We start from the raw sequence: 24,109 nt of genomic DNA, 5'->3' as shown, positions 1-24,109 counted from the left end.
CACCAGATCGCTTCGGCCTATTCAGGTTGATCAATGAAAGGATTGCGATTGCCTTGCCATTTTTGGATCGTATCATTTCTTTTTCTTTCAAAGTCATCGACTGGATCTTGTTTGTGCCATTCTAATAGAACGGACTTTTTGCCATGGTATGGGTTCTTTCCGTTGTTTAACTTCTCATTCAACTCAAGGTCGACACGATCTCCACTTTCATAGCGAACCGCCATGTAAAAGATCATTCTAGCCACATCACCTTTCACACGATCAGGTGGCTCCCATGAATCAGATGAGCGATAACAACCGTTACAATCACTTACGGTACTTCCACCGTTATCAAAATCTAAGTTCCCTCGCGTGCTATTGATACGAACATCTGTCGGACGTAAATGATGGATGTCTGTACCTGGACCTTTACTCGTTCCGAAATCACCATGTGATTTCGCCCAAACGTGCTCGCGGTTCCAATCGCCCATATCTCCGCCATTTAAGCTCTTTGAACGAGATTTTCCCGAGTAAAGTAAAATCACGTTATTTGGGTTGTTAGGGTCCTCATCCGTTTCTTTTAGCGCTTCCCACACTGTATCATAAGATAGTTGTTTATGATCATCAATAATTTCATGTAAAGCTACTTTCAACTTGCTTCCTGTTTTCCCATAGGCATCTTTATAATAACCATCAACTGGCGTTTCTTCTGCTTTAACAGTCACACCAAAGCTCCCTGTTTTGCTAGCCTTTCCATCTGTAGCCGTCACCGCAACAAGGTGGCTTCCTTCTTCAAGTGCTAGTGTAAGAGTAGCTGTCGCCTGATCAATTTTCCCTTTCGTAGAGGTGAACGTTAAAGGGTCATTGTCAGGATCAGAAAAATGATCGGATAAGCGTAAAGAAATCGTTTCCCCCACTTTTACTGTGCGATTCGTAAATTCCTTTTTTAACACAGGAGCTTTATTTTCACTAGGCAAAGAAGGAGAGCCAATTGGCTCTCCTTTTGAATCTGTGAATTTAATAGAATCAGGTGTTGCGCCATTTTCGTATTTAATTTTTTCAATGATGTTTTCAGCGCCTCTAATTTCTTTCACGTTCTTACCATCAATGATTACTTCACTTACATCGGCACCTTTGAAGTCAATGATGGCACCTGCTGCTTTTGGTTGAATGATTACTTTTGTTTTGCTTAAGCCAGCACCTTCAAGTTGAGCATAAGCACCTGTTAACCAAATACCTTCTGTAATTACAGATGAATCATCTAAGTTAATAGCTACGCTTGGTGATTTAATTGTTAATTTCTTTGTTTTAAAATTAGTTAAATTGTATTCTTTTTCAGGCTTGATTGGTTCTGGAGTCACTTCTCCATCACCTTTCAAATCAACTTGTACTAGTACTGGATCATGGTCACTTGCACGTCCTGCCATATCTGTGAAATCGGCATTGATATGAAGAATATCAACTTCTGTAGCTTTCTCAAGGTTGTTAGATACTAAAATATGATCTAATACTTGAGAGTTCCCTTGATATACGTATGTGTAACGATCAGATGTCTCTACTTTGTTGATCATATTCGTCATATATTCACCTTCATGAATCTTTAACGCATCAGAGAATTGGAAGTCGTTAAAGTCACCAAGAGAAACAATGTTTGCGTTTGGATTCTCAGTTTTTACATCTTTGATAAAGTTAGTTACCACTGTAGCAATTTGCTTACGTTGTACTTCACTTCCGTAAACAGGCGGCTGTTGTGAACCGAATAATGGCGTATCTCCACCTTTAGAGTTCCAATGGTTCGCAATCACAATAACATTTTCCCCTTGGAAATCAAACTGAGCAGCTAATGGCTTACGACTGCTATTAAATGCACTGTTGTTTGGATCAATACGACCAGGGTTATGCGTTAATTTACCATTTTCATATCCAACGGCTGTCGTTGCATTCCCTTGAGACATACCTTCTGTTAACGACACACGGTCAGGGTTGTATAAAAAACCAACTCGAATATTTGCTCCTGGTGCACCACCATCTTGGTCGTTCACAGGATCGATATTGGCATACTTATATGTTGGTCCACCTGCTTTTGCAATCTCATTAATTAATCTTTGATAACTTTGGTCTGCCTTTGAATCACCAGCATCTTGACCGTTATTATCTTGAACTTCCGTCACGCCAACAACATCAGGGCTTTGCATATCTTTAGCAATCGCTCTTGCTAGCTTTTGTGCTTTATCATCTGTTGTAGATTGTTTATTATTTGAGAAGTTTTCTAAATTATAAGAAGCAACTGTTAACTTCTTATCATCCTTCACAATCTTTGTTTGTTCTGGTGTTGCCTTACCTTTTTCATGAGCAGCTTCCATCTTATCTAATCCAACGTAAATTTTGTAGTTTTGGAATGAGTATCCTACTACTCCTGTGATCGGTCCTGTAAATTTATCACCAGTTGCCACTTCAAAGTCACGAGCTGGTTTGTTCGGCTCTAAACGGAATTGGATACGATCTGCGTTTTGGTTATCTTTTTCTAATAATACGCCACCATGTAAGGAGTTTGTTTGTCTGTTTTCAAGGACTGTAATTAAATCCCCATGCTCTTGTGGAGCAACAGCTTTCACATTGCCGACTTCTACACGCATACCTTCTAAGCTTTCCCAGAAATCAATCGCATCTACTTCTGGATTAAATTTAGCTAGTTCATCACTATCAATATGTCGAGTCGGTAAATTAGTTTCGTCAATTACAATTGGCTCTGGTAACTCCACATTGTTTTTTACGACTTCAACTTTACCGCCTTGATCATCCCGAACATTGATTTGTGTCGTTTTCATATCTGTTGTTTGACGGTCATTGAACCCATCAATCGCAAATTCACTGACTTTACCAGTAACAGATACTAAATCGCCCACTTGAATTGGCCAAGCACTTTTGCCACTGTAAAGGACAATTCCTTCAGATGTTTTTGCATCATTATCTGCAAGTTCATCTGGTGTTTGGATGTGATAATAATTGGCTGTTCCTAATTGGAAGGAATATGTCACAACACCTTGAAGATTTTCTACCGTTTGTCCATCAAATGATGATTTATGGCTGGCTCCTTGAATATCATGGATTTGTAAGCTATCTGTGATTTTATAATCAAACGTTTTTACTTCAGAAGAACCATCTGCTGTAATTGCTACTGCTTTAATTGTTGTGTCTTCTGTAATTTCTATCGCTGTTGTATATTTAGTGCTTTCTTTTGTAGGTTCTGTACCATCTAATGTGTAATAAATTTCAGCACCAGCAGTGTTTACAGATAATGTAACTGTTGTGCCACCTACAAATGTGCCGCTACCTGGGTTCGCAAAAACCGATTGGATCACAGAGCTATCAACTACGATATCTTGTTCTGAGCGCGGGATGATTTGATAAGTAGCATCAAATTGAGAAACAATCCCTGTGATTGAATCATATTTTGTGTCGACAGTCAGACCCAAAACACCGTTTTCATCACGAACTGTTACAGTCTTTCCATCCGCTGTAGCTGTGTAGTTGCCTGAACCAGCGTCAGCCGTGATTGTAACGTTTTTAATCATTGCCAATTTGGACTCATTGTCTTCATTGACTTCATCAGCGGTAACCTCTAAAGGAGTGGGAACACCTACATTCTCCCCCTTTGTTACGATCGTAGCTGGATCCATTTGTAATAGACTTCTATATTCCTTCAGAGTACCTTTTATCGTTACTTCCTCACCAAGTTCCACACTTAATGATGTTGGACGTACGGCAATGGCTGCTGTTTCGTCTTGAAGTTGAATCGCGTTTTTTAACTTAGCTGTGATGATTCCTTTAACGACTACTTCCTCACCAAGCGATTTTGTGCGTGCATCGGCAATTGACTGCTCTTGTAATAGCGTATAAGTAAATGTACTTACCTCACTATCTTCAAGCCCATCTTTTTGAGCAAATGCCTTTATTGTCAGTTCTTTATCAATAACAATTGGGTTGCTGTAAGATGTACTTGCAACAGTTGGTTCTGTTCCATCAGTCGTATAATAAATATTGGCACCTTCTGTTTGTGTAGAAAGCGCCACTTCCGTACCAGCAACTACACTTGATGCTGCTGGAGAAGCGCTCACTGCTTGAACCTTTGTTTCGTCAGTTGGAGTTTCTGGATCACTCTCCACTTTTGTAATACTAGTTGTAGACTTCAACCCCGGATGAGAATAATAGGCGGTTAATGCCCCCGTAATATCTACTTGTGTATCAAGCAACTGAGGATTGGTTTTTAAATTCCAATTGTTTCTTAATTCCCCAGATGGCAACTGTACGTAAATCATTTTATTTGTGTCTGTTTCTTCAGCTGTATCTGCTATAGCAATATTTGTATCGCCAAATTCATCTGGTGTTCTCGTTACACTTGTAGTTCCTTTAACAAAACCAACAATATAACCTCTGACTGTTTGTGTTCCGGTATTGTTCTCAATTGCATCAGCAACAGTGATGAAGCTTTCGGCACTTACCTTCTGAGCATTCATTGGTGTAAAAAGGCTAATAAATAACAAAATGACTAATCCAATGTTCAAACTTTTCATAAACTGCTTGGTCTTCATTTATTCTGCTCCAATCAATTTAATTATAATTTTAAAAACCTACAATAACCATTTAATCCTAAAATTATGTCGTTGAAAATCTTCGTGCTAGCTCACATGCTTGATTATGCCAATAAACTCCAAAGCCCTCTGCCCTAACAGCGGAAGGCTTTGTCTTTAAAAAATTATAAAATTGTCTCTCCAACTACAGTAATGTCCTCCAATAGATTCATAGTATCCCCTTCAACTGCAGACAGATCTAAATTACCTTGTACTTTAATATTAGAGATGTTAATATCCTCATCCAATGTTCCAGTTAGGATTAAGTCACCTTTAATTTCAGCATTTCCTAATTCTGTGACATTTGAAAGGTCAACTGTGACACTCCCTTCATGTACTTTCGGCTCTTCAGCTGTACCACCAAAATCTTCAGGTGCTACTTCTACTGTGCTATTCCCGTCTTATACCTTTTTATTTTTGTATTGGTTTTCGATTTGGGCCTACACCGTACAAGCGACTTTCATCGCATACGGCGTGCTATCAGCAATAATTACCATAAAACTTATTTCCCCACAGACAAAATTACCAATGTAATGTAAATACTATTCAGGCATTATTTTTAATTTTTTGTAAATTAAATGTTAACAAAAGAATTTATTTCTATAATTTCACACTTAATCCTAATCAAACAAAAAGAAACAAAAGAAAATAAAAGAAGGGCATAAAGGCAAATTCCTCGTCCCGCTCCTCCATAAAAACAACAAAAGCAGCAAACCAACTAAATGGCTTGCTGCTTTTGACATATTCAAAGGGACAAGAGGCCTGTCCCTTCGTCCCACTATCTAATAGTAAATTTATAAGTAATGGCTTCTTTTAAGTTTTTATCTTTGATTGATTGTAACGATTTTTCGATGACGAGGTAGTAGTTTTCGCCTTTTGTGTATCCTCCAGTTGGGGGATAAATTTTTAAGGTTTTGCTGTTTTCTAGCTTGATAAGCTGGTTACTTTTTTCGCCAAAGCGATTGACGACGTATATTTGGGAATCGCTAAAGTTGTTTTTTATATCGTTATTAAATATAATCGTCCATATTTTGTTCGGGTCGACATTGCTTTGTTCGCCGAAATGCTTATAACCATTCATCGGGTATGTAATTTCTTCTCTTTCCTCTTTTACATCGATAGAAAAACTTGTTTGTTTCCCTTGAAAGCTGACGTTAACGATAGTTGATCCAGCATTTTTGGCCGTTAAATAGCCGTTCTCGACTGAAGCGATTGTTGGATCAGCAACTGTAAATACGGCTTGATCTGTAACATCCATCTCCGTTCCATTGCTCAGCTTGGCCGCAACTATTAGCAGAATTTGTTCTCCCTGTTCCAGTGCTTTGTCAGGCAGCCTTAACATCTCAAGACCAAGGACTTCTTTGCTATATTGGATATCAGCAATTGTAACAATATAATCATTGGCTTCTGTACGAGAATATTCTGCCCAGTTATATCTCCAGCTTGTGGCACCTGTTTGCCTCGCTGCCGTTTGAATTAATCCGTCTAGCTTCTCTTTGATGTTATCAGCTTTTATGATAAAACGAAGTGAAAATTCTTCGGCCATCTTATCGAACTGACTAGAAACAAGATGAACAAACTCCTCATCTGTTTGACTAGTAAACTCAGAAGATAAATAATGTAAATCTAAACTTTTCGCTAGCTGATCATAGCCCAACTTGAACAATGCATCAGCGTAATCGGCATTTGCTGTCGGATAAGGTCGCTCATAGCCATTTAATCCTCCCGCTTGCCACAAATGGTCATCATCAATCATCTCATCTGACACTAAATAATAGTTGTAAAGAACACGTCCTGCTTTATCAGGAATCGGATCATCCCATGTCGCATCCAAATGGTACCACTTTCCATCTAATTGAACTAAATTCCATGCGTGACCAATTCCATCGGCTTCACCACTGATGAGACGAACGGGAATTCCAACTTCAGTAAGCATGTCATACATTAACATCGCATAGCCGTTACACAATGTTTTTCCTTCTGTCAGTGCAAAATAAGGGGCGTTTACTCCTTGATCAGACGTTGTATCATATTCAACATTTAAAACGATGTAATCATGGATTGCCTTTACCTTCTCATGATCATTCATGCCATCCTTAATAATTTCATCAAGAATTTGTTGGATTCTTTGATCGACAAACGCCACTTGCTCAGCTGTTTGATAATAATTTACGTTAAATGTTAACTTGATGTTTCCATCGAATCCTCGTGCCGAAAAACGATAACCTTGCAAATCATAGTTCAGATATTCATGTTTTAATAGAACAGATTGAAACGCCTGCTGAGCCTTTTCTATTACCCCATCGAAATCTCCAGAATAATCAACGGTAAAATTCGTTTTCCTTTGTAACAAAGCTGCTTCAAGAGCAGAAGATAACACCTCTACACTAGGGTCGGTAGCAGCGGCTTGAAACTTCATACTCCCGTCTGGCAGCACCGGCTCAGTCTCATGTAAAGGATTCGACCACTCTCCATGAATCACGCGAGCTTCTTCTTGTGCAGAAACAGAAGCGGGCAACACACTAGAACATAGTAGCAAAGACGCAAAAGCTAGATTTCTCATAATAAAACCCCTCTCTTGGGACAGGTCCCTTGTCCCGCTTTACGCAATTGATAAACTATTACAGCGAATAAAATTATTTCTCTACATCCAAACTAGTCCATAATGATTACATTTTACCATCATACGAGACTTAAATACTATCTAGAAAAAGAGAAAAGCTCTGCGGAGGAATATTCCTCCACAGAGCTTTTAATGGGACAAGGGACCTGTACCAACGCCCCGCTACATTTTAAAGCGACTAACGGCGGATTGCAGTTCGTCAGCCAGTTGGCTCAGTGAATGAGCGCTAGCTGAGATGTCGTCCATGGCTGCATTTTGCTCTTCAGCCGCTGCGGCCACGTTTTGAGTGTTGGCGGCGGATTGGATGCCGAGTTGATGAATTTCGTCCATTCCTTGATGTAATTGGTGCGTGCGATCAGTGACTTGCTTGATCATCGTTGAGACAGCGGCGGATTGCTCCTTCACTTCCTTGATCCTGTCGACGATGTCGTTGAAATATACGCCTGTTTCATTGGATAAGCTCAATCCTTGTTTCACGGCCGCTGTACTTGTGTTCATCGCCTCTGTGACATTCATAGAAACGTCTTGAATATCCACAATCAAGCCTTTAATGCTGTCAGCCGCCTGAGCGGATTGTTCAGCTAATTTCTTCACTTCATTCGCCACAATAGCAAACCCTTTGCCATGCTCACCGGCTCGTGCCGCTTCAATGGAGGCGTTTAACGCGAGTAAGTTCGTTTCTGTTGAAATCGTGGTGATAAAGTCAATGATTTGACCGATTTCCTCGGACTTTTGACCAAGTTCCTTCATCTTATTTGCCGTCGCTGACTGAGTTTCATCTATATGTTGAATTTGTTTCAATGATTCGTTAATTTTTCCATAGCCTAATTCGGCTGTCTTATTTGTCTGCTCGATCGCGTTAGTAATGGAAGTGACCGACTGTTTCGCTTGCTCCATTTGTTCTGTCATCTGCATCGTAATCGTGTGAGAAGTATTGACGTTGTTCGCCTGAACATCTGCCCCATACGCCACTTCCTGAATCGAGCTAGAGATTTGCTCGGTCGCTTTGCTCGTTTGCATCGCACTTGCCGAAAGCTCTTCACTCGTGGCCGCTACTTGGCTCGCTTGATCGGTTAATTGATACACCATGTCTGCTAAATGGTCTTTCATCTTATTTAAATAACCAATCATCTGACCAAACTCATCTTGGCTATCGGATTGAATGGACTGAGTTAAGTCCCCTTGTGAGACCGCTTCAGCCAAACGATTCACTTCTTTAATATTTCGCACAATACCATTCGTATAAAAAACAATAAGGCCCACGATCAGCACGATGCCAATAACGGAAAGGACGGTTAATAATTGAATTAATGACGTTAAACTACTATAAAGTTCCTTTTCCGGAGCGACAAGTGCGATCGTCCAGCCTGTTTCGGGGATTTTTTGAAAAAAGACTTCGTTCATCCCGTTCTGATTTTCATATTGTAGTTGGCCTGATTCTTTGGCCACTATATCTTTTCCAATGGCGGCTAGCGACTTATTCGGATGATTTTCTATTTGTAGATCGATCGTTTCTTCTTCATGAGGGCTAGCTAAAAAATTCCCCTTTCCATCGAGTAAAAAGGCATAGCCAGTCTCTCCTATTTTCAGATTACTAATTAATGATTTCAGATTACTTAAGTCGATATCACCCGTCACGACACCGGAAAATTGATTGTTTTTGTTATAAAACGGAGCAGTGACTGTGATCATTGTTATATCAAGAGTTTTATCATAATAAGCCTCAGAAAAGACAACACTTCTTTCAGTATTTTGGCCTATTTTATACCATTCATGGCTAGGATAATTATACTTCGGATCACTATAAACATCCGTTGTTTTCATTTTGCCGTTTTCTTTGTAAGCATAAGTGGAGAAAAATTTCGTATCTTTTTTGTATGTATATGGAGCAAAATACACTCCACCACCATATGAACTTTCATGGGTCGCAAATGTTTTCTTGAAAATTTCTTCGTACTGTGGCTTTGTTAATTTGTTTGTGAGGATGTCTAGCTCTCTTGCAATTATTTCTGGAATTTTCGCATGCGTCATTAAATCATTTTCAATCGCTTCAATGGAATGGTCGAGCTTATTACTCATACTCGCCTTGATTTCCTTCTCAAGCGCATCCTTCGTCTTCCAATGCGTTAACGCCATAATCGACACTACAAGCAAAATCAACAAAGGCAACATCAATACTAAAGTTCTCATCCTTACACTCTTAAACCGCATGAAATAAAACCTCCACTCATTAGTTTCGGGACTATTTTATCATGAAATGAAAAATAAATAATACCCATTTTTAAAAGAGGCACAAGGGACTTATCCCTGCGCCCCACCATTTTCCTTCTTTTCTAAATATTCAAACTTATGTATAATTAACTAAATTTATATAGTAAAAATTCAGGAGTGATGTTTAGTGGGGATAAGAGGAAAGTTCATGTTGTGGTCGACGGTGTTGATTTTGGTTGTCGCTTTGCTTGTTGGTATGAGTACATACACCTTTGCCAAAAAAGCATTAGAGCAGTCTGGCATAGCGGAGTTGCAGCAAACGATTTCTGGGGCAGTGGCTATCGCTGAGATGTTAAATAAAGAAGTAGAAAAAGGGAATCTCACATTAGAAGAGGCGCAAGAGAAGGCCCGAGAAATCATTAATGGGCCGCTGAATCAACAGGACAAAAACCGAGATTTAACAAACTCTCGATTCCTATACGGACAAGAAGGGTATATGTGGGCCTATAATGATGATCATATTAGCACAATGCATCCATTTGGATTAGAGGGAACAGATAGTACTGATTTTCAAACGAGTGATGGTCTCTATTTATTAAAAGAGCTGATTAAGCTCTCCAAAAACCCAGAAGCGAACGAACGGGTTTTAACGTATTTATGGAAAAATCCTGATGAACAATCGGAACGAACACAGCTGAGCTATGTCGAATACTTCGAGCCGTGGGAATGGACCTTTGGAATTGCCGTTTATCCTGAAGAATTTTATAGTGCTCTTTCCAATTTGCAATGGGTCGTTGTTTTGACCATTAGTTTTATTACTGTATTGACGCTTGCTTTCGTTTATTTTTATTTAAGCCGTTATAGCAAGGTCATTCACCTCGTGCAAGAACGCGCCGAGCAAATTGGACGTGGGGATTTGACGCATGAACCGATTAAAATAAAGGGGAAAGATGAATTTGCACGAATGGCCGTTGCCTTTAACAAAATGACCAATGATTTAAGAAACTTAATCATCGGGGCGAGCCATCAAGCCGACTCTGTTAAACAATCATCTAGTCAATTACAGAAAAGTGCCGCGGAAACGAATGAAGCATCAGAGGAAATTGCCAAATCGATCATCGTCCTTTCTGATAAAACAGAACTGCAAACACAGCAACGTATAGAAGCTCAAAAAGAAATGGATGATGTCGCTCACGAATTAAATCAAGCAATGAAAGAAATCGAGCAAGTGAATGAAGAGGTGCATTCAACTTCTAAGTCGGCCAAAGAAGGGAATAAGCAAATTGAAGCGACGACCGAACAGATGAAGCAAATAGAAGAAAAAACGGCTGCTGCTCGAACGACGATTTTACACCTTCATAAACAATCCAATGAGATTGAAACAGCCATCTCACTTATTTCGATGATTGCTGATCAGACAAATTTACTAGCATTAAACGCCTCTATCGAAGCCGCACGAGCGGGAGAACACGGAAAAGGCTTCGCTGTTGTCGCTGAAGAAGTCCGTAAGCTAGCTGAACAATCGGCGGAAGCAGCTGCCTCCATCGTCACCATTGTTCGCGACATTCAATCTGGAAATAATGTCGCAACTAATTCCATCGAAGACGTCACAGCTAGTGTGAAAGTAGGAGCAACCTTTATTAAAGAAGCACAGCTAGCCTTTCATAACATTTTAAACTCCACGATTAGTGCTTCACAATTAACAAAGGAGGTAACTCAGAAAGTTCAACTATTAAATGAAAAAGTGCAGCTTCTAAAAGCCACATACCATGCATCCAATGAAATTGCTGCTAGCACAACTGAATACAATGATACGATCGTCGCATCGGCCGAAGAGCAACATGCGGCTATGAATGAAATGAACCACCTAGCCGATTCCTTAACTACTATCGCTCACGACCTACAAAGCATGCTGAAGCGATTTTCAATCTAGAGTATAAACGGAGAAAATAGTGGGGCTTCCTTGGAGAATATTGCCGTTCTTTAGTCAATATTCCACACATATACGAAAAACCCTGCAGAAGTTTGTATCTGCAGGGTTTATTCTTCAAAAAGTATGAGCGGGACAAGGAACAACTTGTCCCCTCATCCCTATTCAATTCCTATAACTTCAAGGTCGTCCCCAGAGCCTGTTTCGCCTGGGTCTTGGAGTGTAATGTTTCCGTTGTTATCGATGACTACTTTTCCGATGGACACATTCTTCACCGCCGCTCCTGCATCTTGCAGTACGTCTAAAGCTGCTCCCATTGTTCCACCAGGCACAGCCGCTTTTGCGTCTTTATAATCATTTAGTGAAAATGTTGTTCCATCACCCATTTGAACATACTTAACAGGGGCATCCTTTAAAAAGTCCACGCCACCAGCTTTCATACCTTGATAATCTCCAATAACTAATGAGTACAAATTCCCATTTTTTTGGATTACAAAATCCGAAATACTTAACGTTGCAGCTTGTGTTGCTACTGGAGCAACCACGGCAGGAATCACTGCGGATGCTGTCAAAGCAGCAGCTAGAATCATAGCCTTAGATGATTTATTCCACATGTTCATACGCCTCCATTTGTCATTAATAGTTATCTCCATCCAATAATACAACTTATCCCTATTATCTTCAAATAGAAATAAGACTAATTACACAATCCATTTTAGGCTAAACAGATCACTTAACTGCTATAACCCCGTTCTCTACTTCTTCTTTAGTATGCTCTGAACTTGAAACTTGACCACTATAAATATTTGAGTTGAATCTGTTTAATTCTAAATCATACGTCTGATCGCCAACTGTAATCGTATACCCCTTCTTGCTTTGAAGCTCCGTTGGAAGTTGATCAAAAACCAATACAACTCCCCATGTATCAGTAATCGTATTGTCTTGTATTTCATAAGCTGAGTTAGATAATGATTTTAAAACCATACCATTTGTTGTCATTTCTTCATCTTTTCCTTTCTTATCCGTTGAATCTTCTGCTTTTTCTTCTGTTGTTGATTGATTGTTTTTAGGAGATGAAGAGTCTACTAGTTTTTCTTGAGTTTCATTTGTCTCTCGGTCATCCACAGTCAGTTGTTCATCTACTTTTTGATCCTCGCTCAGTGAAGAACGGTCCGATTGTTTCTGCTGCTCCACCGATTGTTCAACATTCGGTTGTTCTTTTTGCTTTTGCTCTTGTTCTTGTTCCACCGGTTGCTCTTTTACGGATGCGGAAGATGACTTATGATCTTGATCTTTCGATTGTTGTACAGCCGGATCTTCTGTATTTGTTTCTTGGTTTTCGTCTTTTTCGTCCACCCCAAAACAACTAGCCAACAGCAAAGCTGAACCGAGCATTCCCACTACTAGCTTTTTCTGCATTTTGCTTCTCCTTTCTCCAATCATGCTAATCATCTAAAAAACAAAGAAGCTTGAGCACTAGACTTAAAGATTACTTAGTTTTAATAAAGCCAGCCTCTACTTCTTCCTTAGAATGTTTAACGCTCGACACTTGACCGCTAAAAATGTTGTCATTGAATTTATTTAAGGTTAAATCATACGTTTCACTGCCAATCGTGATCGTATACCCTTTCTTACTTTGAAGATCAGCTGGAAGTTTATCAAAAACTAATACAACTCCCCACGTATCCGTAATCGTATTATCCTGCACTTCATAAGAACCTTCTGGCAATGACTTCAATTCAATGCCTTCCTTAGCTACTTGTTCCTCTTTCTTCGCCTCTTGTTGCTTATCATCAGATTTTCCATAGTTTAGTGCCATCATTCCAACGATTAGCAGTATAATAGCAACCCCAATGACTCCTCCGGCTACGAACTTCTTATTCACCAAATCCACCCTTTCTTTCATATGTAAAAACAAAATTATCACAAATATCCATGTTAACTAACTTTAAACTAAAAATGAACACAACTAATCAAAAAATACAATTTATACTAAAAAAATAACAAAATTATTCATTCACTGCAAATTATATCATGGTTTGGGACTGAGGGAAATGATTTCAAATTTCATATATTTGTTCCATTAGACAGTAAATTAGCGGACTATATACTAAAAGTCTCACTAATTTTTGCAATCTCCATTTAGAAATAATCGACAAATACATATAGTAATGCTTTTCCGCTACATTTAAATAGCTTCTGACCCATTCCATAAAACCTAAATCATATTACCTCCCATCCTTCACCCTACTTTTTGACAATTATTTTACTATTCAAACTAATAATTTAATAGGAAATAACACAAAAACCAATACAATTATTTCATAAATAGTAAAATAATTATTTATTTACCTGATTTATATTGATATGATTATATAGTACCAGAAAAATGACAAATTTAAATTGAGGTGAATGGATTGAAGAAGTTAATTGTCACAGTTCTTACAGCACTATTATTTTTTTCTGTAGGTAATTTTTCACCGGTTCATGCGCAATCAGGTTCCTTTGATTGGATGTCTGACAGAGACGCACCCATCGCACCAAACTTATATGCCCACTTATTGAAAAACGCAGGAATGGCGTCTTATGTATTCACTGATCGAACAATTGACCTAAACCAAGCAAAGTCTCTGTTTGAAGGAGAGCCAACAGTTACAGAAACGCATATTCTCGGTAAAGCAAAAAATCAAGATAACATTAACCTTCTTATTACAAAAGACGGCCTATTCGTTTCCTTTGTCCCTTCTAAGCAAGGGGCGGGTGTCAATAGAATTTTTGATAACATTTTACCGCTAGATACAATTGTACAGCGTGCCGTAAAAACATTAGCAGGCCCAACGATTCATCGTTTTGCTCATGTAAATTTTCAAGCGTTAGAAGCAGAAAAAGTATTATATGTTGATTTAAGCAAAAAAGAAATCTCTATACCCAATGATGTATCGATTAGTGAAATCAACGGGATAGGAAGACGTGATGCTGGCAAGGTTGAGAGATTAACTAAACATATTTTTACTCCTGGCCAAACACATACACTTGAAGTTGACCAGAAAATTTTAGTGGATGGTATTGGAGCTAGTACAGGCAAAATGGTAAATGATCTGTGTTGCATGCGGTATTCGTCTGATGACTATCTCAGCATCTCCTATAAAGGTTCTGATATAACAACAGGAGACACTCCGTATGTCAATCTAGCACTCGACTTTAAAAACCATTTCGTTCCTGTATTCCGCGATATTCCGGCTGGAAACTGGGCTGAAAAGGATATCTATTGGGCAGTTAAAAAAGGCGTTATTTTCGGTTATGAGAATGGGACATTTAGACCGAATTTAACCTTAACGGAAGGTGACTTTGCCGTATTACTTGCTCGTTACTACGGAATTAATCCAGGGGAATCATACTCTGGAAAGCATCGTACACAGCCTTACTATGATGCACTTGAGAAATATAATCTTCCACTAAAAGGATATAAAAGCGATGCAGCGAAATCAAAAGGCGTGACACGCGGTACAATCGCTCAAGTGTTATCTGCGTCTCAAAGCGGTAGCTCTGATGTTAGACGAGCAGTTCAATTTTTATATGACAATAACATTTCTTCAGGAACAACTGGTTCAAAAACATTTGAAGACTTTAAAGTAAATAACACGCTTCAACGAAACCAAATCGCTGCCTTCTTCGCAAGAATGAATGTACAGGGCATGAACCAAATTAAATAAGACTATACAAACAGGAGAGCCCTCCCCTCATCGAGGCGGCTCTCCTTTTCTCATTTTTATCCCCAAAAAGGGGCTAGCTGGACAAGGGACCTGTCCCTACATCCCCCGTTTCCCTGAAAGATTCTCCAACAGTTCTTTCACATCAATACCAGCCGATGCTTTAAGAGATTCTTGCATCGTCGACATAAGATTTGTTGTGTAGCCAGTGATTTTGTTTGCTCCGCCATTTTGGCTGTCACTGCCTGTATCGACGACAGTGATTTTATCGATGTTTCCTAGCGGGCTAGCGACTTGCTTCGCGTATTCCGGAAGCATTTTAATGATCATATCTAAGACAGCTGCTTCACCGAAATGTTCAAAGGCTTCAGCAATTTTACGTTTCGCTTCTGCTTCTGCGAGACCTTTCATCCGAATAATATCCGCCTCTGTTTCCCCGCTCGCTCGTTCCGCATCGGCTTTCGCCAATCCATCTAAGCGGATTTTTTCCGCTTCCGCCTTTGCCATCGCTTCCACTCGATACTTATTCGCTTCTGCTTCGGTCATTTGCTTTGTCTTCTCGGCTAAGGCTGCTTGTTCCACCGCATAACGATCCGCATCGGCCTTTTTCTTTACTTCTGAGTCGTATTGACGCTCGCGGCGCTGAATCTCTTTTTCTTCCAGCTCAATTTGCTTTTGACGCTCAATAATGCGGATTTGCATTTCCTGTTCCGTAACCTCTTGCTTCGCCCGTGCCGTTTCGAGATCATAGGCCTGATCCGCTCGGGCTTTCGCCACATCTTGTTCCCGACGATAATCGGCCACTTTTAATTGATTTTCCTTCTCCGCCTCGGCAATCTCTGTCGCCCGCTCCAGTTCCGCTTTCTGCGCTTCTTTCGCCGCTTCCGCTTTTTTAATCCGCGTTTCTTTCTCTGCTTCCGCTGTCGCAATATCAGCATCGCGCTTCACTTGAGCGATCCGCGGCTTACCAAGAGAATCTAAATAACCATTTTTATCACGAACATCTTTAATTGTAAAAGAAACAATCACTAACCCCATTTTCGCTAAATCCTGTGAAGCGACACGCTGCACTTCTTGTGAAAACTTATCACGGTTTTTATAAATTTCCTCGACCGTCATCGAGCCTAAAATCGAACGCAAATGACCTTCCAACACTTCCTTCGCTTCATTTTCGCGATCCTCTTTCGACTTCCCAAGGAATTGCTCAGCTGCTGTCGCAATTTCACCGATTGACCCGCCAATTTTAATGATTGCCGTTCCATCCGCCATCACCGGAACCCCTTGCTCTGTATACACTTCTGGTGTCGTCACTTCCAGCTTGCTTGACAATAAACTTAAAGGTTCGGACTGTTGAAATACCGGAAAAATGAATGCACCGCCACCGCGAATAATCTTAATCTTATTCCCAGAATCATCAACATGTACATTCTTATTTCCTAAGTAACTTCCCGTCACAATCAACGCCTCATCCGGTCCAGCTGTTTTGTATTTCGATACATATACCGCAATCAAAGCCACCAATAAAAATGCCACTACGCCAATAATCGTCCATATAACCGTCATTTCAATACCCTCCTATTGTTGATCTTGAAACAGTAGATCATATTCTTGCACATGCAACACACCTTTTTGTACCTCAATAATCAATACCGTCGTTCCCTCAGCAATCGGCTGATCGTCAAAAGCACAAGCAGGCTTGGAAATCATTCCACTACTATTCTCAATAATCACTTCTCCAAAGCCACCTGAAGGAATAGGGATAATGACCTTTCCTGTTCTCCCACTTAAAGACTCTTCTGTATACACAAGAGATTCCTCCGCAGATGATAAAGGAATTAACACAAAATAATAAAGTAAAAGATCCATAACAACAGCAACACCAACAGCTATTAAAAGAATATAAAGACTTTCCAGGCGAGAAAACGCTTCCAAACAATACCCAACAGCAGAAAAAATCGTCACAAAAGCTAATAGAACCGTAGGATTAAAAAATGGAACCCCATCATCAGCTCCACCGAGCACATCGCCAAAAAGAATGTACAAAACGGTAACGGAGGTTGAAGCAATCAGAAGAAATAAATACACAGTATCAATGGGAAAACCGAATAACTCCAAATGTGGGCCTCCTTTCATTAAGTATTTTTAGTCGGAATATTCATTATTAAATTTACATTCTTTCTTTTATATACGTTAACATATGGATAAAAGTTTCACTTATGTAAAAAATTATTAACGAAGACCTACGTCATAGAATACGATTTGCTTTTCAAAAAAAACAGAAAGCCAAATGAATGACTTCCTGTTTCTAGATTAACAACTATTCAATTTCTGGGACGAGGAACCTGTCCCTTAGAACATAGTTTCCATTTCTATATTCCATTCATCACCATCAAAAGTCAGAATACACTCGCTATCTAATCCTCCTATTGATAAGTCCTTTATTTCCAACTCGATTACATCTCCAACGTTTAGAGTACTGCTGTTAACTTGTATCTCGGCAACCGTCGGATTATTGGAATCAAATTGAATATTAATGTCTTCGTTTGTCATACCACTTGTGCGTGATAAGGTAACTTCAGAGACATCTTCTGAAAATCGAAGACGTATGTTTGCTTCAGTGGAATTATCATCGAATTTAGCCACTGGTGGAGCAAAGTCAAAAGCGGGTACTTCTTCTAAACCAGCAAACGCATTGCCATCTAAATCAAATAGCGCATTATTAGCAATTGTAATAGCCGGTGTTGCTGATGTATCCTCGTCCTCTCCTTCTTGTAAAGTTACTATTAAATACTCGCCATTATTCCCAGTACCCTCCCACTCAACTTCTAGATCTTCTGACGTAACTTCTGATACATCCATTGTTTTAGCAGATAACACTGTATAACCTTCTACTGTGATGTCATCCTCTGAAAGAGATGTTCCTTTTAATGTCTCACTAAATAAGAAGAAAATATGATCTATTTTTCCATTTTGATCAAAATCTACACTCAAACCACTTGGTGGAAACCCCTCTGCCAAGGTTGGCCCATCTGAATTGCTATTCCCGTCTTATACCACTTATCTATTTGTCATGGCTTTCGTTTCGGGCCTACACCGTACAGGCGACTTTCATCGCATACGGCGTGCTGTCAGTATCGTTCTCTTTTCATGCTACTTATTTCCCCTGTTTTTATCGTATTAGACCTTACTCTACAAAAACTCTCAAACAATTGACCCCCTACTTACCTATCTGATGACTGGATGCCCTCCATTTTCCTTAAAAAATTACAGATAACAGAAAAACTCATTTTCTATTAGTCAGCTTGATGAAAAAATGACACCCCCCGACACTATCTCATATTCGATAGTGCCGGGGGGTGTTAAGTTGACAGATATTTATTAAGTGGCGTATCTTGCTATTCAGCAAATTTAGTCGTTAGTTTATACCCGCCATAATAGCCTGAATCGTTAATTCGAATATAGTATGTTCCTGGAGATAGCTCTTTAGCTATCGTTGCCATTTTTCTATTATAGAGCGTCTCGATAGCATAACCATCTGTTCCATGAGAGCCGTATAGGTACAAATCTAATTCCTTCCCGTCAAGTTGCGTCGCTGTGATGTCTATTTTCCCTGATCTCGGTACTTCGATCTTATAGTAGTCATTTTGATTATATCCCGTATTTTCATAAGTATAGCCGATATGACCATAGACCGTGCCGTTCACTGGCATAGAATCAGCTAATATATAACTACTTGGAGCTTTGTCATTGTCAATTTCACTAGCATAAAAATCGTTTGTCAGCTCATATGCACCGTAATAGCCCGAATCATTTACTCTGACATAATACGTTCCGGCAGCCAATCCTACATCAATTATTGGTCCTGCTTGATTATATTTCTCTCTAATTGGATAACCATCATTACCCAACTTACCGTATAAATACATATTTAGTTCTCCACCATGTAGTTGCTTAGCTTTCAGAACTAATCGTCCATCTTCTGGTACGACTAATTTGTAATAATCATTGCGGTTTTCAGAACGGTCATCAAAAATATAACCAATATGCCCCGTCATCGTATGATTCAACTTGAATTCATTTGCTGTTACGTAACTGGCGGTGCCATGATCATTTTCCACTGTGTTTTCAGTAAACTTATTCTCTAACGTGTAGTTTCCATAGTGACCTGAATAATTCACCCTGAGATAGTAAGTTCCTTTACTTAACCCCGTTGATAAAGTCGCTGTCGTCTTATTATAAGTGCTGGCAATATCATAGTCATCACTACCCCCTACACCATATAAGTATAAGTCGACCTCTCCACCATTGAGCTGTGTAGCAGTTAGTTCTAGTTTCCCATCTGCAGGTAACTCTATTTTATAATAGTCATTTTGGTCATCTTTTGATAAAGCACCAGATATCGACTCGTTTAAGTATAACTTTGAGGCATGGATATATGTATTATTTGACTCAATATCAGCATTTCTAGATTCAGAAACTGTGGTAAAATCCATGTTATATTTTTTACCGTTTTCTAAAAACACCTTCATCTCGTATTTGCTGTTTCCAATAAACCGATCGGCTGGTGATACTTGAATCTCATTTTGAGCATTAACGTTAATATTCACTGGAATGAATGCACCATTTCGTTCGATGACGATGGCATCGAACGAAATGGTGCATTCATTCCAGTGAGCATTAACGTTAATATTCACGGGAATGAATGCACCATTTCGTTCGATGACGATGGCATCGAACGAAATGGTGCATTCATTCCAGTGAGCATTAACGTTAATATTCACGGGAATGAATGCACCATTTCGTTCGATGACGATGGCATCGAACGAAATGGTGCATTCATTCCAGTGAGCATTAACGTTAATATTCACGGGAATGAATGCACCATTTCGTTCGATGACGATGGCATCGAACGAAATGGTGCATTCATTCCCGTGAATATTAACGTTAATGCTCACTGGAATGAATGCACCATTTCGTTCGATGACGATGGCATCTATTTGACTTAGGGAAACGGCCGATGAAAACTTAACTGTCCACACTTTCTCCAAAGGGACATTGTGTTGCGGTGCAAAAGTCTCCCAGTTAGAAGCCGCACTCATCATGCTAACCTGATTTAAGGTCATATTTGCACTTTCTTTCATCCCATACTCATTAAATCCATGTTCATCTACACTCGTCTCAGCTGAAACCATTAATGAATTTGTTGAAACAGGAAGCATCAATAACATTACTGAAAGAAAGACAGTCACTAGCTTCATTTTCTGCATGGAAAAAACTCACTCCTTCTTTAAATTAAATAGGCTAAAAAAGCAAAAGAACTAGTAGCTTCCACCATGCACATCACGCTATAAGTGACAGGACAAGAAACCTATTAGCCTCATCCCTCCTCTAAGCGTGCGACATGTCATCAGCACTAGTTCTTTTCACTCATAACCCTACATTAATTATATGATAGTATTTACCAAAAAAACATGATTATGGTTCGACAAAACCCAACAATTTTCGGGGAGTGACAGGCACCGCTCTTTCCACTCTTTGAAAAAGAAAACAGCAAGCCGAATTCACGACTCGCTGTCTGCACTATTTGAGTGATTAATGGGAGGTGGAACCTGTTCCCCCGTCCCTTAAAGCAAACAAGGTCGTTTCATATTGGATGCTCGTTTGCTGGCCGGTTGTTGTGTAGATGCCTTTGATGTTTACCTTGTATGTGTCTCCTTGTTGATAAGATATTTGATTTGGTTGGAAGATGATTGTATATGGTGTGTATCCATAATTGCCTGTGCTAATGTTGAAGAAGCCGTCTTTATCAGTTTCGTTGCTAAACTTCCATGTTTGACCATCTTTTGTTCTTGTTAATGTTACTTCTATATCGTCTAATTGATTGTCATCATATACTTCTTCATTCAATGAAACAGACCATGGGAAAGCTCTTTTCATAAACTCAATTGGAAATGCGACTGCTGATGGCCAAGCAATCTGCTCATATGAAACAACTGGTGGGTCGCGCCACATATCGTCGCTAATAACTTTCATAGCTGTATGTTTCCACCTATCTGTCGCCATTGCAAAACCGAATCCAACCTTTTGTAAACGCGGAGATAAAACCCACCTGCGATGTCCGACATGCACTCGGTTTTTGTCGGATACATCCGGCATGTAACCATGTAATATACTATCTGTCACATTACTATAACCAAGCCCTAGATTACTAGTACTTGCTCCTAAACTACCTAATTCATAAAAAGATTCATCCATATCTTGCGGTTTAAAAGGATGATGGGACATCTGCTGGTTTGCGGCGTTTACCACAGACGCAGCTTGAGCCTCTACAGTAAAAGATGGATCGAGCGTAACATTATCAGGCAAATAAGACACATAACGCAAGAAATTTGTGACACGTAAAGCCTCTTCTAACGCATGATCATTCATTTTACCTAAACTATATGGTGCTACCACTTGAGGTTCAACATCTAGCATCGGCCCATCATAACGTGGTTTTGCTACTTCCCAGCGCTCTCGCAGTTCTTTTACCCTCATTTTATACAATGAAGAAGATTCTATCGTGAACGGAACTACCTGCTTGTTCTTCAATGGCTTCAATTTCTTCGATAACACACCATCCGTCACAAATAGATAATACGTTTTCCCATATGTATACCCTTCTTGAGGAGAATCGACATAGACCTCTTTCCCACTTGCCCGTAAAGTAGTAGGAACTAATTGTTTCCCCTCTTTATCCTCTGAAACATACACATTTTTCTCTAATGTTTCTGGTAACACCTCATGAGTAAAACGGATCGTCCAGCTCTTATCAGCTGGCTGATCATGAAACGGGCCAAACGTTTTCGCATCAGCTGTGATGAACCATGAAAAGAAACAAATAAGAAATAAACCAATGACTTTCTTAACCAAGATGATCTCTCCTTTCAACAGTAAGACAGACCGCTAATCGGCTGACTCCATTCTCTAGCACTAGTTCTTTTCACTCATACCCTTAAATCAATTATAATCTAGTATTTATCAAAAAATATTATTATAGTTCGACAAAATCTATCAATCTTCGTGGGATTGGGATACAGTTCAGTCCCTTGTCCCACTGAAAAGAAAACAGCGAGCCGCATTCACGACTCACTGTCTGCATTATTTGAATGATTACTGAGACAAGGAACCTGCCCCAGTATCCCATTAAACTGTCTTTTGTTCGCGTTTATCATCGTCATATTTGACAACTCTGGCGATTTCCTCGTCCATATGCTTGTCCGAGTTTTTTGTTCCATACTTGGACATAGAGTACTTATATAAGATGGCTCCTAAAACGATCCAAGCGAATACAATAACCCACTCATATGGCCAAATTAGTGCTGAAGGCATACCTGGCATATAAAGAATACTCACACCAAGAGCCATGAAGGCAGCAATCCAACCTATAGCTGTTCCACCAGGGAGTTTAAACGGACGATGCATAGTTGGATGTTTTTTGCGTAAAATAATGAACGAAACGGCTACCATAAACCAAGCTACAACTAATCCTAAACCACCAGCATCTACTAACCATACTAATGCTGGGCGTCCAAATAATGGAGCAACAGTAGATAATACAGCAATTAACAGGATTGCTTTATGTGGAGTGTTATATTTTGGATGTAATTCACCAAGAGATTTTGGAAGCATACCAGATTTAGCTAGGGCATAAATAGCACGGCTTCCTCCAACATAGAAACCGATCCAGCTCGTTAAAATACCACCAATACCACCGAGAACAAGGACATTCCCCATGAATTGACTACCACCGAATGCCTTAGCCATGGCATCTGCTGTCACAAGAGTAGATTCAGCCATTTCTGTAGGAGTTAACACGCGTGAAACGCCAAAAATAATTAAAATATACCAAATAACAGCAAGAATAACAGAGAAAATAAGTAACTTTCCAATTTGTTTCTGAGGAAGATTGATTTCTTCAGCCGCTTGTGGAATGACGTCGAATCCAACAAACATAAATGGAGTCATAATAATAACAGCAAGCAAACCAGCTGTTCCATTCTCAAAAAGTGGTTGCATATTAGCCGCATTTCCAGAAATAGAACTACCAGTAATCAACAAAATTCCTGCGATCGCAATTAAAAGAGTTAAAATAAACGTAATGACTGTAGAAAATTTAATACCGCGGAAATTAATCCAAGCGATAATGATCGAACCAAGAATCCCTACGCCAGCCCAAGTAATTGTTACATCCCAATCAGCAATCGTGTATAAATAACCTTTACTATAACCAGGAATTAAATAATCAAAAACGGTTGGTAGCGCAACTGCTTCAAAGGCTACGACTGAAACATATCCAAGAACGATAGCCCAAGTGGTAATAAAACTGACGACCCTCCCCATTGCCATATAGCTATAAGCATGTTCTCCTCCAGCTAATGGAAGGGAAGAGGCTAATTCTGCGTAAGTTAGTCCAACAAATGTAACTACGATACCCCCAATAATAAATGCAAGAATGGCTCCTAACGAACCGGCTTCTGTGATCCATAGCCCGGTAGTTACTACCCATCCCCAACCAATCATAGCACCAAAGGCAAGGGCAATAACATCTCGATTTCCTAGTGTTTTAAGAAATTTTTGATCGCTCATTCAATCTCCCCCAATCATATTCATACAATTATTTTTCTTTTTTTTGGTAATTAATAAGATGAATGCATACAAAAATAAAGTTTAGTTTGGACTTCACCCCTTTTAAGACGATGATTCATTTAATGAAATTGATAATCAGTTTGAATATTCACTTAATTTAAATCAAAACCGATGAAAAGCGCTTTCAAAAAGTCGTTAAAAATTTATAAAAGTTAGTAGTTTATTCAGTAAAACTGAATAAAGTCAAATGCGAGGTTTAGAAAGAATAGTGAATGAATGGTTGCGAAGATAAGTCCTTGTTTGTTTAGTCTTGTAGTTAATACATGATTCATAACTATCAACTCTTATTTAGAAGGTAAATTGATTATACAATAACGCGAATTAAAATTCAAAATAT

General features: G+C 39.3%; 14 protein-coding genes and 1 pseudogene. 2 read left to right on the top strand and 13 right to left on the bottom strand.

Annotated features, from left to right (window positions below):
• Window positions 1-17: 17 nt before the first annotated feature.
• The 4 genes and pseudogenes from CEF22_RS02085 to CEF22_RS19005 form a co-directional block, all read right to left on the bottom strand.
• A complete protein-coding gene (locus tag CEF22_RS02085) occupies window positions 18-4,571 on the bottom strand; it encodes an endonuclease (protein WP_100401548.1) in 4,554 nt (1,517 codons plus the stop codon).
• An 817-nt stretch (window positions 4,572-5,388) separates the two neighbouring features.
• Complete coding sequence (locus CEF22_RS02080; RefSeq protein ID WP_100401547.1) at window positions 5,389-7,173, bottom strand: transglutaminase domain-containing protein; 1,785 nt, start codon at window positions 7,171-7,173, stop codon at window positions 5,389-5,391.
• A 222-nt stretch (window positions 7,174-7,395) separates the two neighbouring features.
• A complete protein-coding gene (locus CEF22_RS19010; RefSeq protein ID WP_442857383.1) occupies window positions 7,396-8,253 on the bottom strand; it encodes a methyl-accepting chemotaxis protein in 858 nt (285 codons plus the stop codon).
• Between the two features lie 84 nt (window positions 8,254-8,337).
• A pseudogene (locus tag CEF22_RS19005) lies at window positions 8,338-9,369 on the bottom strand (cache domain-containing protein); the annotation flags it as partial.
• A gap of 283 nt (window positions 9,370-9,652) precedes the next feature.
• Between CEF22_RS19005 and CEF22_RS02070 the strand changes: the two are divergent.
• On the top strand, window positions 9,653-11,377 hold the full coding sequence (locus CEF22_RS02070) for a methyl-accepting chemotaxis protein (RefSeq protein ID WP_100401545.1): 1,725 nt from the start codon (window positions 9,653-9,655) through the stop codon (window positions 11,375-11,377).
• A 158-nt stretch (window positions 11,378-11,535) separates the two neighbouring features.
• Here the strand turns inward: CEF22_RS02070 and CEF22_RS02065 are convergent, their stop codons facing one another.
• From CEF22_RS02065 to CEF22_RS02055, 3 genes are all read right to left on the bottom strand, one after another.
• Window positions 11,536-11,988 (bottom strand): hypothetical protein, encoded by a 453-nt coding sequence (locus CEF22_RS02065; protein WP_095480773.1) that lies wholly within the window; start codon window positions 11,986-11,988, stop codon window positions 11,536-11,538.
• A 115-nt stretch (window positions 11,989-12,103) separates the two neighbouring features.
• Window positions 12,104-12,793 (bottom strand): hypothetical protein, encoded by a 690-nt coding sequence (locus CEF22_RS02060; RefSeq protein WP_100401544.1) that lies wholly within the window; start codon window positions 12,791-12,793, stop codon window positions 12,104-12,106.
• A 70-nt stretch (window positions 12,794-12,863) separates the two neighbouring features.
• Entirely contained in the window at window positions 12,864-13,259 is a 396-nt protein-coding gene (locus CEF22_RS02055; protein ID WP_100401543.1) for a hypothetical protein, read from the bottom strand.
• A 532-nt stretch (window positions 13,260-13,791) separates the two neighbouring features.
• Between CEF22_RS02055 and CEF22_RS02050 the strand changes: the two genes are divergently transcribed.
• Complete coding sequence (locus tag CEF22_RS02050) at window positions 13,792-15,087, top strand: S-layer homology domain-containing protein (RefSeq protein ID WP_100401542.1); 1,296 nt, start codon at window positions 13,792-13,794, stop codon at window positions 15,085-15,087.
• A gap of 96 nt (window positions 15,088-15,183) precedes the next feature.
• Here the strand turns inward: CEF22_RS02050 and CEF22_RS02045 are convergent, their stop codons facing one another.
• From CEF22_RS02045 to CEF22_RS02020, 6 genes are all read right to left on the bottom strand, one after another.
• A complete protein-coding gene (locus CEF22_RS02045) occupies window positions 15,184-16,647 on the bottom strand; it encodes a flotillin family protein (protein WP_100401541.1) in 1,464 nt (487 codons plus the stop codon).
• Between the two features lie 12 nt (window positions 16,648-16,659).
• The gene (locus tag CEF22_RS02040) at window positions 16,660-17,199 is read right to left on the bottom strand and encodes an NfeD family membrane protein (RefSeq protein WP_100401540.1); all 540 of its coding nucleotides are present in this window, start codon (window positions 17,197-17,199) and stop codon (window positions 16,660-16,662) included.
• Window positions 17,200-17,433: 234 nt separating this feature from the next.
• Window positions 17,434-18,102, bottom strand: a complete 669-nt coding sequence (locus tag CEF22_RS02035; protein WP_100401539.1) for a hypothetical protein — start codon at window positions 18,100-18,102, stop codon at window positions 17,434-17,436.
• 377 nt (window positions 18,103-18,479) lie between these two features.
• Entirely contained in the window at window positions 18,480-20,351 is a 1,872-nt protein-coding gene (locus CEF22_RS02030) for a PPC domain-containing protein (RefSeq protein ID WP_100401538.1), read from the bottom strand.
• Window positions 20,352-20,676: 325 nt separating this feature from the next.
• Window positions 20,677-21,996, bottom strand: coding sequence for a hypothetical protein (locus tag CEF22_RS02025; RefSeq protein ID WP_100401537.1), 1,320 nt, complete (start codon window positions 21,994-21,996; stop codon window positions 20,677-20,679).
• A 273-nt stretch (window positions 21,997-22,269) separates the two neighbouring features.
• The gene (locus tag CEF22_RS02020) at window positions 22,270-23,712 is read right to left on the bottom strand and encodes an APC family permease (RefSeq protein WP_100401536.1); all 1,443 of its coding nucleotides are present in this window, start codon (window positions 23,710-23,712) and stop codon (window positions 22,270-22,272) included.
• Window positions 23,713-24,109: the final 397 nt, after the last annotated feature.

This window comes from Bacillus sp. FJAT-42315, from assembly GCF_002797375.1.
GTDB lineage: Bacteria > Bacillota > Bacilli > Bacillales > Domibacillaceae > Bacillus_CE.
This window is presented reverse-complemented; position numbering and strand designations above follow the sequence as displayed.